Raw genomic sequence first — 13,631 nt, 5'->3', positions numbered from 1 at the left:
GGCGACCCATGCGATTGCAGGAACTGGACGGGGTAACATTCGCGAACCCGGCAGCGTCGCCGATCGATGTCGAGATTACGGGTGTGACCGCGGATTCGCGCAAGGTTGCGCCGGGTGACCTGTTCGTCGCCGTCACCGGCGTCAAGGCCGACGGCGCGGCCTATGCGAAATCGGCGGCGGACGCAGGGGCCGTGGCGGTGCTGTGCGGACCGGATGCCGATGTCGGCGTTCTCGGCATTCCCGTCATCCGAGCGGACGATCCGCGCCGCGCGCTGGCGCTGATCGCCGCGCAACTCCATGCACCGCAGCCGGAAACAGTCGTTGCGGTGACCGGCACCGCCGGCAAGACCTCCGTCGCCTCCTTCACTCGTCAGATCTACGCCCATGCCGGTCACAGTGCTGCGAGCCTTGGCACGACAGGCGTCGCCTCCCCGAAAGTGACCATCGATGCGTCGCTGACGACGCCGGACCCGGTGGTACTACACACGATCCTGCACGATCTCGCGGAAGCCGGAACGACCCATGTGGCGATGGAAGCATCGAGCCACGGTCTGGTGCAGCGCAGGCTGGACGGCGTGACGCTCGCCGCCGGCGCGTTCACGAATCTCGGCCGCGATCACATGGACTACCATCCCACGGTCGAGGATTATCTCGCCGCCAAGATGCGGCTGTTCGATACGCTCCTGGCCAAGGGCAGCCCGGCCGTGATCTTCGCGGACGATGCGTTCTCGCAGGCGGCATGCGATGCGGCGGCCGGAGCCGGGCTCGAGGTTCTCACCGTCGGGCGCAAGGGCGCGTTCATTTCCCTCAAGCGGGTCGAACACGAGCGCTACCGGCAGGTGATCGAGGTCACGCATGCCGGGGAGACCTATCGGGTCGAGCTGCCGCTGGCGGGCGATTTCCAGGTTTCCAACGCGCTGGTTTCGGCCGGTCTCGCGATTGCGACCGGCGTTGCGCCGGCCGTCGCCTTCGAGGCGCTGGAAAAGCTCGAAGGCGCGCCGGGCCGGCTCGAACTCGTCGCCAACACCGGCAACGGCGCGCTGATCTATGTGGATTATGCGCATAAGCCGGAGGCGCTCGAACAGGTGCTGCTGTCGGTCCGCCCGTTCACCTCGGGCGAGGTGGTGGTCGTGTTCGGCGCGGGCGGCGACCGCGATGCGGGCAAGCGTCCCATCATGGGCGAAATCGCCAGCCGGCTGGCGGACCGGGTCTATGTCACGGACGACAATCCGCGTTCCGAGGTTCCGGCCACGATCCGCGCGCAGATCATGGCGGCGGCGCCCGGCGCCATCGAGATCGGCGACCGGCGCGAGGCGATCCGCACGGCGGTGGCGTCTCTGAAACGCGGCGACACGCTGATCATCGCCGGCAAGGGCCACGAGACCGGCCAGGACGTGAACGGCGTGAAGACCCACTTCTCCGATCATGAGGAAGCGCGGGCGGCTATCGATGGAGCTGCGGCGTGAGCGAAGCGGCGGACCTCATCGCGGACGAACCGTTGTGGACGGGACAGGACATGGTCGATGCCATGGGCGCGCGCCCGGTGCACGAGATGCCGGCGGCCGTCACGGGGATTTCCATCGACAGCCGGACGCTGAAGCCCGGCGATGCGTTCTTCGCCATCAAGGGCGACAATTTCGACGGGCACAATTTCGCCACGGCTGCGGCTGCGGCGGGCGCATCGGTGCTGGTGATCTCGGAGAACAAGCTTCCGGCGCTCGGCCGGCTGACCGTGCCGATGATGGTGGTCGGCGACGTGCTGGAGGCGCTGGGGCGGCTCGGCATGGCCGCGCGGGCGCGCACCAAGGCGCGGATCATCGCGGTGACCGGCTCGGCGGGAAAGACGACGACAAAGGAAGCGCTTCGCCACGTGCTTGCGCCTTCGGGCACGGTGCATGCGTCGGCGGCCTCGTTCAACAATCACTGGGGCGTGCCCCTGACTTTGGCGCGCATGCCGGCGGCGACGGATTTCGGCGTGTTCGAGATCGGCATGAACCATCCCGGCGAGATCACGCCTTTGGTGAAGATGGTGCGTCCGCATATCGCTATCATCACACTGATCGCGGCGGCGCATCTCGGTCATTTCAAGGACCTCAAGGAGATCGCGCATGCCAAGGCGGAGATCTTTGCCGGCTTGACCTCGGACGGCCACGCGCTGCTCAATCGCGACGACGCGCATTTCGGGCTGCTGCAGAAGCTCGCAAAGCAGGCCGGCGTGCCCAATGTGCATGGATTCGGGGCGCATGACCGCGCCAATGTCCGGCTCATCAACGCGAAATATTCCGATGGTGGCACGGCGGTGACGGCCAAGGTTTTCAAAGACGAAGTATCGTTTCAGCTTCCCGTTCCGGGCCGGCACATGGTCCAGAACGTTCTGGCCGTGCTCGGCGCGGCGAAGCTGGCCGGTGCGGACCTGGGAACGGTCTGCGAGGCGCTCGGGACGCTGCAGTCGGAAAAGGGGCGCGGGCAGCGCCACCGGCTGCAGGTCGGCGCCGGATATTTTACGCTGATCGACGAGAGCTACAACGCCAACCCGGCCTCGATGCAGGCGGCGCTGGACGTGCTGGCTTCCGCGCCGGTCGAGGATGGCGGCCGGCGTATCGCGGTTCTCGGCGACATGCTCGAACTGGGCGACCATTCGCGCGACCTGCATGCCGGCCTCGCGGACGCGGTCTCGGCGGCTGCCATCGATCGGCTCTATCTGGCCGGGCCGGAGATCAGGGTGCTGGCGGACGCATTGCCGAACGACATGCATTGCGAATACGAGGCGTCCGCGGATGATCTGACCGGCGCGCTCGTCGCGTCGCCGCAGCCCGGCGACGTGATCATGGTCAAGTCGTCGAACGGGATCGGGTTTTCGCGTATCGTGAAGGCATTTCTGGAGAAATACCCGCAAGCGGCGGGTTAGGGGATATCGTCCGGCAGGCCGGGAGAGGGATTGGCGACATGTTTTACTGGCTGACGGAATTCTCCGATCACTTTCAGATATTCAACCTGTTCCGGTACCTGACATTCAGGACCGGCGGTTCGCTGATCACCTCGGCCTTCATCGTCTTCCTGTTCGGGCCGCGGATCATAGCGTCACTGCGTATCCGCCAGGGCAAGGGCCAGCCGATCCGCGCCGACGGGCCGCAGACCCATTTCAAGAAGGCGGGTACGCCGACCATGGGCGGGCTGATGATGCTGTGCGGCATCGTCGGATCGACGCTTCTGTGGGGCAACCTGACCAGCCTCTATGTCTGGGTCGTGTTGCTGGTCACGCTGGGATTCGGCCTGATCGGCCTTTACGACGACTATCTCAAGGTCACCAAACAGAGCGACAAGGGCTTTTCCGGCAAGGCGCGTCTCGCGCTCGAGTTCGTGATCGCGGGCGCGGCGACCTTCCTGATCATGAAGACCGGCGATTCGCCGTTCTCGTCGAGCCTGACCTTTCCCTTCTTCAAGGACTGGATCATCAATCTCGGCTGGTTCTTCATTCCGTTCGGCGCCTTCGTGGTCGTGGGCGCGGGCAATGCGGTCAACCTGACGGACGGGCTCGACGGACTGGCCATCGTGCCGATCATGATCGCGGCGTCCTCCTTCGGCGTGATCGCCTATCTGTCGGGTAACGCCATCTTCGCCGAATATCTCCAGATCCATTTCGTGCCGGGCACCGGCGAATTGTCCGTCATTCTCGGCGCGGTTATCGGGGCCGGGCTGGGCTTCCTGTGGTTCAATGCGCCGCCGGCGGCGATCTTCATGGGCGACACCGGTTCGCTGGCGCTGGGTGGCTTGATCGGCACCGTGGCCGTCGCCACCAAGCACGAGATCGTCATGGCGATCATCGGCGGGCTGTTCGTGGTCGAGGCGATGTCGGTGATCGTCCAGGTCGCCTATTTCAAGGCGACGGGCCGGCGCGTCTTCCTGATGGCGCCGATCCACCACCACTACGAGAAGAAGGGGTGGACGGAGAGCCAGATCGTCATCCGTTTCTGGATCATCGCGGTTATTCTCGCGCTGATCGGCCTGTCGACGTTGAAGCTCAGATGATCCCGGTCACCACAGCCAAAGGCAAGCGTATCGCGCTGTTCGGCCTCGGCGGCTCGGGGCTCTCGACCGCCCGCGCACTGATCGCCGGCGGAGGCGAGGTGACCTGCTGGGACGACAATCCGGGCACGGTGGAAAAGGCCGAGGCGGACGGGATACCGGTCGGCGATCTGCATGCGCTGGACTGGGCGTCGGTCGACAGCCTCGTTCTCGCGCCGGGTGTGCCGCTGACCCATCCCAAGCCGCACTGGTCGGTCGATCTGGCGCATGCGTCGAATACGGAAGTGATCGGCGATGTCGAGCTGTTCTGTCGCGAACGCCGCGCGCTGGCGCCGAAATCGCCTTTCGTCGCGATCACGGGCACCAACGGCAAGTCGACGACGACGGCGCTGATCGCGCATATCCTTCGCGAGGCGGGCCGCGACGTCCAGCTTGGCGGCAATATCGGCACGCCGATCCTCGAACTGGAGCCGCCGGCGGCGCATCGTCACCACGTCGTGGAGTGTTCGTCTTACCAGATCGATCTCGCGCCTTCGCTCGATCCGAGCATCGGTATCCTGCTCAATCTCTCGCCGGATCATCTCGACCGCCATGGCACGATGGAGCGCTATGCCGCGATCAAGGCGCGGCTGTTGCAGGCAAGCGATTATGCGGTTTGCGGCATCGACGATGACTGGTGTCGGCGGATCGCGATCGGGCTTGAGGACGACCAGGCGCGCATCGAGACGATTTCGGTGACCAACGGCGCATCGCTCGATCTGTCCGACGCGCCGTCGCTGCGCGGCGACCACAATTTGCAGAACGCGCTGGCCGCCGCTGCGGCATGCCGGGCGCTGGGGCTCGGCGAAAGCGAGATCAAGGCCGGGCTCGACAGTTTTCCGGGGCTGGCGCACCGGATGCAGATCGTGGCGCGGCGGGGCCAAGTCAGCTTCGTCAACGATTCCAAGGCGACCAATGCGGATGCCGCCGCAAAGTCGCTTTCGAGCTTCAACGGGATCCACTGGATCGCCGGCGGCCTGCCCAAGGAAGGCGGGATCGAGTCGCTTCGGCCATTGTTCGGGCGGATCGCCAAGGCCTATCTGATCGGCGACGCCGCGCCGCAATTCGCGGCAACGCTGGGCGAGGCCGTGCCCTACGAGATATCGGGCACGATGGATGTCGCGGTGGCCCATGCTTCCGCCGACGCGGCCGATGCGCTGGAGGGCGAGCCGGTGGTGTTGCTCGCGCCCGCGGCGGCCAGCTTCGACCAGTTCAGGAACTTCGAAAAACGTGGTGAAGCCTTTGTTAATGCCGTCATGGCATTGAAGGGGATGGGTACTTTACCGACAGGGCAAACGGGGGACGATGCATAATGTATAATCGCAGCGACCGCAGCGCCGTGGCGGAATGGTGGTGGACGATCGACCGCTGGTTCCTCGCCGCGTTCATCGTGTTGATCGGCTTCGGTGTCGTCCTGTCCTTTGCGGCCAGCCCGGCCGTTGCCGAACGTATCGGGCTCGACGCCTATCACTTCGTGGAGCGGCACGCGCTGTTCCTCGCGCCCGCGGTCGCGCTGATGATCGGGGTCTCCTTCCTCGATCCGCGCCAGATCCGGCGGCTGGCGCTCGTCGTGCTCATCATCTCGGTGGCGCTGATGGTGATGGCGCTGTTCTTCGGTGTCGAGGTCAAGGGATCGCGGCGCTGGGTGCGTATCGCCGGGTTGTCGCTGCAGCCTTCGGAGTTCATGAAACCGGCCTTCGTCATTCTGTGCGCGTGGCTGTTCGCGGAATCCAAGCGCCGGCCGGAAATTCCGGGAAGCCTGATCGCCATGATCCTGTTCGCGGCGATGTCGGTTCTCCTGATCGCACAACCCGACCTCGGCCAGACGGTCCTTCTGGCGGGAACCTGGGGCGCGATGTTCTTCATCGCCGGCCTGTCGTGGCTGTGGATCGTGGTGCTTGGCGGCGTTGCCGCATCGGGCATGGTGGGCGCCTATTTCGTCTTCCCGCACGTGGCCGCGCGCATCAACCGGTTCCTGACCGGCGAGGGCGACACATACCAGGTCGATACCGGCCGCGAGGCGATCATCCGCGGTGGATGGTTCGGCCAGGGGCCGGGCGAGGGCACCGTCAAGCGCATCCTGCCGGACAGCCACACCGACTTCGTTTTCTCCGTGCTGGCCGAGGAATTCGGCATCCTCTTGTGCGCCGTACTGGTCGGGGTCTTTGCCTTCATCGTGCTGCGCGCGCTGTCGCGGGCGATGCGCGACCAGGACCCGTTCCAGCGTTTCGCCGTGAGCGGGCTGGCCGTGCTGATCGGCTTCCAGTCGACGATCAATATCGCGGTGAACCTGCAACTGATGCCCGCCAAGGGTATGACGCTGCCCTTCGTTTCCTATGGCGGTTCGTCGATGCTCGCGGTCGCGCTGACGGCGGGCATGCTGCTGGCGTTGACACGTCGCCGTCCGGAAAGCCGGGCAGGGCGCGTGCAGTTCCACGCCTCATCGCATTTCCAGCCGGCGGCGTAGGTCGGGCAATGGCGAAATCACGAGGCACGATCCTGATCTCGGCCGGCGGGACCGGCGGCCATCTGTTTCCGGCGGAAGCGCTGGCGCATGAATTGAAGGCGCGCGGCTGGTCCGTGCCGCTGGCGACGGATTCGCGCGCGACGCGCTATGCGGACCGCTTTCCCGAGGACAAGCTGCACGTCATCCATTCGGCGACGCCGTCGGGCAAGAACCCGGTCCGGTTGATCGGCGCGGCGTGGACGCTGTTCAAGGGCATGCGCCAGTCGAGCGCGTTGCTGAAATTCCTCAAGCCGAAGGCCGTGGTCGGGTTCGGAGGTTATCCGACCGTGCCGCCGCTATGGTCGGCGACAGGGGCGTTTCCCACCGTGATCCACGAACAGAACGCGGTGATGGGCCGGGCCAACAAGATGCTGTCGCGCCGGGTGACGGCGATTGCCGGCGGCTTCCTGAAAGCCGAAGGGCCTTTGGCGGACAGGATCGTCGAGACGGGCAATCCGGTGCGTCCGGCGGTTATCGCCGCGTCTCAGACACCGTTCGAGACGCCGCAGCGCGGGGGTAAGCTTCGGCTCGTTGTCTTCGGCGGCAGCCAGGGCGCGCGGTTCTTTTCCGATACGCTGCCGGAAGCGGTGGCCCTGATGGGCGAGGACATCCGGTCGCGTCTCGAGGTAACCCAGCAGGCACGGCCGGAAGACGAGGAACGCGCAAGGGCGCGCTACGCGGAACTCGGCGTCAAGGCGGAGGTTTCTTCCTTCTTCTCCGATCTGCCGGAGCGGATCGCCGGCGCGCATCTCGTCATGTCGCGGTCCGGCGCATCCACCGTCTCCGAGATCGCGGCCATCGGCCGGCCGGCGGTCTTCGTTCCCTATCCGCATGCGCTCGACCACGATCAGGCCGCCAACGCGGCGGCGCTGGAGGCTGCCGGCGGAGCGCTTGTGCGCCGCGAACAGGATCTGGACGCCGCCTCCGTCGCGGCGCTGCTGGAGGAGCTTCTGGACGATCCGGACCGGCTCGACGCCATGGCGGAAGCCGCCCGCAAGGCCGGCAAGCCGGAGGCCACCGCCTTGCTTGCGGACCTTGTAGAGGCTATTGCCTCGGGCCGGACAGCGGCTGAATTCAAGGCCGGCTAAGACAGCAAAGCAGGACAGTTTCCCATGAAGATGCCGCAGAATATCGGCCTTGTGCATTTCGTCGGAATTGGCGGCATCGGCATGAGCGGTATCGCGGAGGTGCTGCACAATCTCGGTTACGAGGTGCAGGGTTCCGACCAGTCCGACAACGCCAATGTGCAGCGGCTCAAAGCGAAGGGTATCGAGGTCTTCATCGGGCATTCCGCCGACAATCTCGGCGCGGCGGAAGTGGTCGTGGTCTCGACGGCGATCAAGCCGGACAATGCCGAACTGGTCGCGGCGCGCGAGCGGGTGCTGCCCATCGTGAGGCGCGCCGAGATGCTGGCCGAGATCATGCGGTTCCGCAACGCGGTCGCGATCGGCGGCACGCATGGCAAGACGACGACCACCTCCATGGTGGCGACGCTGCTGGAGGCGGGCGGGCTCGATCCGACCGTGATCAATGGCGGTATCATCAACGCCTATGGCACCAATGCCCGCATGGGCGAAGGCGAGTGGATGGTGGTCGAAGCCGACGAGAGCGACGGCACCTTCCTGAAGCTTCCCGCCGACGTCGCGGTGGTCACCAATATCGATCCGGAGCATCTCGACCATTACGGTTCGTTCGACAAGGTGCGCGACGCGTTTAGGCAGTTCGTCGAGAACGTGCCTTTCTACGGCTATGGCGTGATGTGCATCGATCATCCCGAGGTGCAGGCGCTGACCTCGCGCATCGTCGACCGGCGTATCGTGACCTATGGCGAGAATCCGCAGGCGGATGTGCGCTTTTCGGGCCATCGCATGGATGGCGCGGTTTCCGTGTTCGACGTGACGATCCGCGACCGCAAGACCGGCGCGGTAACGGAAATCGACGAGTTGCGGCTGCCGATGCCGGGCCGGCACAATGTTTCCAACGCGACGGCGGCGATCGCCGTGGCGCACGAACTCGGCATGGACGCCGAGGCGATCAAGCGCGGGCTGCTGTCGTTTGGCGGGGTCAAGCGGCGCTTCACGCCGACGGGAACGTGGGACGGCGTGCGCATCTTCGACGATTACGGTCACCATCCGGTCGAGATCAAGGCCGTGCTGCATGCGGCGCGCGACGCCGCCGGCGAGGGCCGGGTAGTCGCGGTCATGCAGCCGCACCGCTACACGCGCCTGCGCGACCTGTTCGACGATTTCGCGTCCTGTTTCAACGAGGCCGACACGGTGCTCGTCGCACCGGTCTATGCGGCGGGCGAACAGCCGATCGACGGGATCGGCTCGGCCGAACTGGTGTCGCGCATGAAGGCGGGCGGACACCGCGACGCGCGTGCCATCGACGGACCGGAGGCCATCGCGCCGATCATTCGCGATGTCGCGAAGGCCGGTGATTTCGTGATCTTCCTCGGCGCCGGCAACATCACACAGTGGGCCTACGCGCTTCCGAAGGAGCTTGGAGGCGAACCGGTCTCATGACGGCGATCGACGGAAATCTCCTGCTCGAGCGCCTTTCGGACCGTCTCGACGGTATTCGCGGCCGGCTGACGCCGAATGCGCCGATGGACCAGATTACATGGTTTCGCACCGGCGGGCCCGCCGAGCTGCTGTTCCAGCCTGCGGATGCGGACGATCTGGCGGAATTCCTCAAGGTGCTGCCCGCCGACGTGCCGTTCACCGTCGTCGGTGTTGGCTCGAACCTGCTCGTGCGCGACGGCGGTATCCCGGGTGTCGTGATCCGGCTTTCGGCGAAAGGTTTCGGGCAGGTCGCTTTGCAGGATGGCAATCGGATACTGGCCGGCGCGGCGCTCCCGGATAAAAGGCTCGCCGCGTTCGCGCTGTCGCAGTCGCTTTCGGGTTTCTCGTTCTACCACGGAATTCCGGGCTCCATCGGCGGTGCGTTGCGCATGAATGCCGGTGCAAATGGCGGCGAGACGCGAGAGCGTGTCGTCGAGGTTTATGCGGTCGACCGCCAGGGCAACAGGCATACGCTGTCGAATGAGGCGATGGGTTATTCCTACCGCCATTCCGGTGCGCCGAAGGATCTGATCTTCACCGGTGCGCTTTTCGAAGGCTATCCGGAAGACGAGGCCGTCATAAAGGCGGAGATGGACGCGGTTCAGCACCACCGCGAGACAGTGCAGCCGGTCAAGGAGAAGACGGGCGGATCGACCTTCAAGAATCCGGAAGGCACCTCGGCCTGGAAGGAAGTCGACAAGGCGGGTTGCCGCGGGCTGATGATCGGCGGCGCCCAGATGAGCCCGATGCATTGCAACTTCATGATCAATACCGGCACGGCGACGAGCCACGATCTCGAAACGCTGGGCGAGACGGTGCGCGCGGAAGTCCTGGAGACCTCGGGCATCCGTCTGGAATGGGAGATCAAGCGGATCGGCCTGTTCAGGCCGGGACAGGAAGTCCAGGAATTCATGGGCCGGATGCTCTAGGGCGCATTTCGGTTGCCCCATATGCAAGAAGGCGGTGACCTCGGTCGCCGCCTCCCTGCATCAGCTCGGGTATTCCGGTCAAAAACGCTGGCCCGAAGGCATCACAACGTCATTCACCGACGTCCCGACCGATGTTTGTCCCTGAGGTCCGCAAGGAACCTATCGGGCCCGCTGTCCAAAAGCCCGAAGGCTTCCCGACCGCGTTGGCGTTACGGTACAAACCGCCGTTCGCCACCTTACCGGCCGCACCGGCTCCGGCCGAAACCGTCTCCGATACGCCCCACCGCTACGACCTGAAGATCGCCCTTGCGGGCCTTCGCGGCTTCACGATTGGGCTGCGGCTGGATCCGGTCCGGATTTCGCTGCTCGGCAGGTAATTTCCTTGTCCGGGCCGCAGTAAAGACAGTCTTCTCCCGATCGCGCGACGTGTCGAGCGGCGAATCGTGCTTATCCCCGGTGTCCCCGGAGTTCACAGGCAGGAATGTCGGAAAAGGGTCAGGAGTCGCAGACGATGCGGTTGCGGCCCGATTTCTTGGCTTCGTAGAGCTTTTCGTCGGCGCGCGTCAACAGCTGCTCCGGATCGTCGCCCGCGCGGAATGTCGCAACGCCAAAGGAGGCGGTGAGCTTGCCGATCGGCTTCTTGCCCTGGGAGAGGACGAGGCGCGATTTGTCGAGCTGGTGCATGATGTGCTTGCAGAGCGTGCGAGCACTGTCGGCCTGTCTCGCCGGCAAGATCAGCGCGAATTCCTCGCCGCCATAGCGCGCCGCGAGATCGCGTCCCTTGACGTTGGCCATCAGGATCGTGGCGAAATAGCGCAGCACGTCGTCGCCCACGAGATGGCCATGCGTATCGTTGATGACCTTGAAATGGTCGATGTCGAGCAGAACGAGGCACATGGGCGCCTTGCTTTTCTCCGCTTCGACCACCTCCTGGGCGAGGCGCGTTTCGAAGAAGCGCCGGTTGGCGAGATTGGTCATCGGATCGCGCAATTCCTTCTCGCGCGATTTCTCGAGGCTGGAGCGCAGTCTTCGAACTTGCGCGCGCGACTTGGTGAGGCATTCGTTGAGCGCCGACGTTTCGGACCGCATCCGGGCGTTTTCACGAAGCAGGAGTTCGATTGCGCTCCGGACCTGCGAAGGCGATGAATTCGCCGACAGGTTGCCGGCCATCTTCGTCAATGAACCGGAATAGCTGTCGCTGGACGAAAGATGCGCCTGCACCAGCTTCGCGATCTCGTCCATTTCGCGGTCGAGATGGTAGCTAACGGCATCCTGATGCCGGCGTTCCTGCTCGGTCGCGGAAAGATGTTCCAGGTGAACCTGGTCGAGTTCATAGGTCCCGAGCGAGCCGCCTTTTTCGAGGATCTTGTTGATCTTGCGGGCGACCGCCTCCGGAATGCCGGAGGCGTAGGAGTACCAGACCTCGTAGGTCTTCGGCACCGGCGGCGTCTGATAGGTGTTGGCGAGCAGCATCGCCTTGGCGGCGAGAGCCTCCGCCGCCTTGAACTCGGCGTTCTCCGACTTCGGTGTGTCCGGTTTCACCGGCGCCGGTCTCATGAAATCGAGCATCGGATCACCCCGTTCGGCGCATTGTCGCGGAAGATCGTCACGCGGCCGGAATCCCGCCAGCCGCCCTTTCGGCGCGCGGTGCCCGTCTCTTTCCGCAGATCGATATCGCCTGACATTCCAACCCCTTTTCCCCACGTGACCCGTTTCGCCCGTTTCCGTCAGGAGATCCGGACATCGCGCATGCAGATGCGCGGTCGAACGGGTCTCGCTTGAAGGAAAACATCCCGGATCGATGCCGGGCCACAGGGCGGTATCATGCCGCCGGAAGGCGCTAGGTCGCGTATCGACGGTTGTAAACGAGGCGGCTTAAGAAAGCTCGAAGCGGGATGGTTAACCGTCCGGAACTTCGGACATGTTGCGCCGGCGGCGAGGATTTGCGTGGCGCCGTCGTCCGAAATCGGGCATAGCGCGGCGATGACCCTTACTGTCGATTCCAAACCGTCTGGCGGCGAACTCCGGAGCGAGACCGCTGCGCCCATGGGGCGCATCGGGCATTTGCGCGCGACGCTTGCGCTGGGCGTTCCGCTGGTCGGGTCGCAGATCGGGCTGATGCTGATCAATACAACCGACACGATCATGCTCGGCTGGTATTCGGTGGAAGCGCTTGCGGCCAGCGTGCTGGCGACGCCGTTCTTCTTCGTGGTGATGATTTTCGGTTCGGGCTTCAGCCAGGCGGTGCTGCCGATCGCCGCTCAGGCGGAGGGCAAGGGCGACACGCGCGGCGTGCGACGCGCCGTGCGTATGGGCCTGTGGGTGGCCATCGCCTATTCGGCGCTGGTCATGCCGCTGCTCTGGTATGCCGAGGCGATCCTTCTGGCGCTAGGGCAGGAGGCCGACGTCGCGGCGCTGGCGGGGGATTACATGCGAATCGCCCAATGGGCGATGCTTCCGGCGCTGGCCGCGCAGGGGCTGCGCGCATTCCTGTCGGCGGTCGAGCGGCCGCGTATCATCTTCTGGTCGACGGTCGCCGGCGCGCTGTTGAACGGGTTTCTCAACTGGCTGCTGATCTTCGGCAACTGGGGCGCGCCGGAAATGGGCGTGCGCGGCGCTGCGATCGCCTCGCTCGGCACCACCGCGCTGACCTTCGCGGTGCTCGCCGCGCATGTCGTCACCGACCGGAAAGCGGCCGAGTACGAGATATTCGCCCGTTTCTGGCGGCCGGACTGGCCGGATCTCCGGGACGTGCTGCGCATGGGCGTTCCAATCTCGATCACCATTCTCGCGGAGGTGATGCTGTTCGTCTTTACCTCGGTGATGATGGGCTGGCTCGGCGTCGTGGCGCTGGCGGCGCACGGCATCGCCATGCAGCTTTCCTCCATCGCCTTCATGGTGCCGCTTGGCATGTCGCAGGCGGCGACCGTGCGGATCGGGCGGGCGTTCGGGCGCGGCGACGCGCTCGGGCTCAATCGCGCGGCCGTTTCGGCGATGGGCATATGCCTGGCCTTCGCGACGATGAGCGGGCTGGTGTTCTGGACGCTTCCGGCGCCACTGATTTCGCTGTTCCTCGACAATACCGAAGCGAAGGCGGCGGACGTGATCGCCTATGCCGTGCCGCTGCTGGTCATCGCGGGCGTATTCCAGCTCTTCGACAATGCCCAGGCCGTCGGCACGGGGCTGTTGCGCGGGCTGAAGGACACGCGCGTGCCGATGCTGCTGGCGATCCTGTGCTACTGGGGCATCGGGTTTCCGTTGGCCTACGTGCTCGGTTTCGTGTTCGATCTAGGCGGCGCCGGGGTGTGGACCGGTCTTGCCGGCGGGCTGGCTTTTGCGGCCGTTTCGATGAATTTGCGCTTCCTCATGCTGCGCCCGAAACCGCCAGAACAGACTGCGGTCACATCAAGCTGACTCTCGGTTTTTTGGCCGCTGCTCTTGCCAGCGAATCAAACCTCTGATTCTTTTCGGTTCAGTCCCATGATCGGCTGATTCGGACGCTGTGCGCGTCCATCTGTTCGCGTAATCCCGGCACGCGACGCCGTGCGGATTCATGCCGTCGCCGAG

Annotated in this window: 12 protein-coding genes; 10 read left to right on the top strand and 2 right to left on the bottom strand. The window is 65.0% G+C overall.

Going from position 1 to position 13,631, the window contains the following annotated elements; translation table 11 throughout:
• Positions 1 to 8 precede the first annotated feature (8 nt).
• From LC343_RS03515 to LC343_RS03475, 9 genes are all read left to right on the top strand, one after another.
• Positions 9 to 1,466, top strand: a complete 1,458-nt coding sequence (locus tag LC343_RS03515) for a UDP-N-acetylmuramoyl-L-alanyl-D-glutamate--2,6-diaminopimelate ligase (RefSeq protein WP_223475706.1) — start codon at positions 9 to 11, stop codon at positions 1,464 to 1,466.
• Complete coding sequence (locus LC343_RS03510; RefSeq protein ID WP_223475705.1) at positions 1,463 to 2,908, top strand: UDP-N-acetylmuramoylalanyl-D-glutamyl-2,6-diaminopimelate--D-alanyl-D-alanine ligase; 1,446 nt, start codon at positions 1,463 to 1,465, stop codon at positions 2,906 to 2,908. Before LC343_RS03515 ends, LC343_RS03510 begins: the two co-directional genes overlap by 4 nt.
• Positions 2,909 to 2,946: 38 nt before the next feature.
• Positions 2,947 to 4,029 (top strand): phospho-N-acetylmuramoyl-pentapeptide-transferase, encoded by a 1,083-nt coding sequence (mraY, locus tag LC343_RS03505; protein WP_223475704.1) that lies wholly within the window; start codon positions 2,947 to 2,949, stop codon positions 4,027 to 4,029.
• Entirely contained in the window at positions 4,026 to 5,378 is a 1,353-nt protein-coding gene (gene murD / locus LC343_RS03500; protein ID WP_223475703.1) for a UDP-N-acetylmuramoyl-L-alanine--D-glutamate ligase, read from the top strand. The genes mraY and murD overlap by 4 nt, the downstream gene beginning before the upstream one ends.
• Positions 5,378 to 6,532, top strand: a complete 1,155-nt coding sequence (gene ftsW, locus LC343_RS03495) for a putative lipid II flippase FtsW (RefSeq protein ID WP_223475702.1) — start codon at positions 5,378 to 5,380, stop codon at positions 6,530 to 6,532. Before murD ends, ftsW begins: the two co-directional genes overlap by 1 nt.
• Positions 6,533 to 6,540: 8 nt before the next feature.
• Positions 6,541 to 7,659: an undecaprenyldiphospho-muramoylpentapeptide beta-N-acetylglucosaminyltransferase gene (murG, locus tag LC343_RS03490; protein WP_223475701.1), complete on the top strand. Its 1,119-nt coding sequence runs from the start codon at positions 6,541 to 6,543 to the stop codon at positions 7,657 to 7,659.
• 24 nt (positions 7,660 to 7,683) lie between these two features.
• Positions 7,684 to 9,096: a UDP-N-acetylmuramate--L-alanine ligase gene (gene murC / locus LC343_RS03485; protein WP_223475700.1), complete on the top strand. Its 1,413-nt coding sequence runs from the start codon at positions 7,684 to 7,686 to the stop codon at positions 9,094 to 9,096.
• Entirely contained in the window at positions 9,093 to 10,064 is a 972-nt protein-coding gene (gene murB / locus LC343_RS03480; RefSeq protein WP_223475699.1) for a UDP-N-acetylmuramate dehydrogenase, read from the top strand. The genes murC and murB overlap by 4 nt, the downstream gene beginning before the upstream one ends.
• 131 nt (positions 10,065 to 10,195) lie before the next feature.
• Positions 10,196 to 10,441 carry a hypothetical protein gene (locus LC343_RS03475; RefSeq protein ID WP_223475698.1) on the top strand — a complete coding sequence of 82 codons (246 nt, stop codon included), beginning with the start codon at positions 10,196 to 10,198 and terminating at the stop codon, positions 10,439 to 10,441.
• A gap of 118 nt (positions 10,442 to 10,559) precedes the next feature.
• Here the strand turns inward: LC343_RS03475 and LC343_RS25210 are convergent, their stop codons facing one another.
• Both LC343_RS25210 and LC343_RS25100 read right to left on the bottom strand, forming a co-directional pair.
• Positions 10,560 to 11,606, bottom strand: coding sequence for a GGDEF domain-containing protein (locus LC343_RS25210; RefSeq protein WP_223475697.1), 1,047 nt, complete (start codon positions 11,604 to 11,606; stop codon positions 10,560 to 10,562).
• 11 nt (positions 11,607 to 11,617) lie between these two features.
• Complete coding sequence (locus LC343_RS25100) at positions 11,618 to 11,749, bottom strand: hypothetical protein (protein WP_274384719.1); 132 nt, start codon at positions 11,747 to 11,749, stop codon at positions 11,618 to 11,620.
• Positions 11,750 to 12,047: 298 nt separating this feature from the next.
• Between LC343_RS25100 and LC343_RS03465 the strand changes: the two genes are divergently transcribed.
• Entirely contained in the window at positions 12,048 to 13,478 is a 1,431-nt protein-coding gene (locus LC343_RS03465) for an MATE family efflux transporter (RefSeq protein ID WP_223475696.1), read from the top strand.
• Positions 13,479 to 13,631: the final 153 nt, after the last annotated feature.

This window comes from Oricola indica, assembly GCF_019966595.1.
Lineage (GTDB): Bacteria > Pseudomonadota > Alphaproteobacteria > Rhizobiales > Rhizobiaceae > Oricola > Oricola indica.
Note: the sequence above shows the minus strand (reverse complement) of the source record. Positions and strands in the feature narration are given on the sequence as shown.

Coding starts and splice junctions, on each gene's coding strand:
- LC343_RS03515 (WP_223475706.1), top strand. CDS start 9: ATGCGATTGCAGGAACTGGACGGGGTAACATTCGCGAACCCGGCAGCG.
- mraY (WP_223475704.1), top strand. CDS start 2,947: ATGTTTTACTGGCTGACGGAATTCTCCGATCACTTTCAGATATTCAAC.
- murD (WP_223475703.1), top strand. CDS start 4,026: ATGATCCCGGTCACCACAGCCAAAGGCAAGCGTATCGCGCTGTTCGGC.
- ftsW (WP_223475702.1), top strand. CDS start 5,378: ATGTATAATCGCAGCGACCGCAGCGCCGTGGCGGAATGGTGGTGGACG.
- murG (WP_223475701.1), top strand. CDS start 6,541: ATGGCGAAATCACGAGGCACGATCCTGATCTCGGCCGGCGGGACCGGC.
- murC (WP_223475700.1), top strand. CDS start 7,684: ATGAAGATGCCGCAGAATATCGGCCTTGTGCATTTCGTCGGAATTGGC.
- murB (WP_223475699.1), top strand. CDS start 9,093: ATGACGGCGATCGACGGAAATCTCCTGCTCGAGCGCCTTTCGGACCGT.
- LC343_RS03475 (WP_223475698.1), top strand. CDS start 10,196: ATGTTTGTCCCTGAGGTCCGCAAGGAACCTATCGGGCCCGCTGTCCAA.
- LC343_RS25100 (WP_274384719.1), bottom strand. CDS start 11,749: ATGTCAGGCGATATCGATCTGCGGAAAGAGACGGGCACCGCGCGCCGA.
- LC343_RS03465 (WP_223475696.1), top strand. CDS start 12,048: ATGACCCTTACTGTCGATTCCAAACCGTCTGGCGGCGAACTCCGGAGC.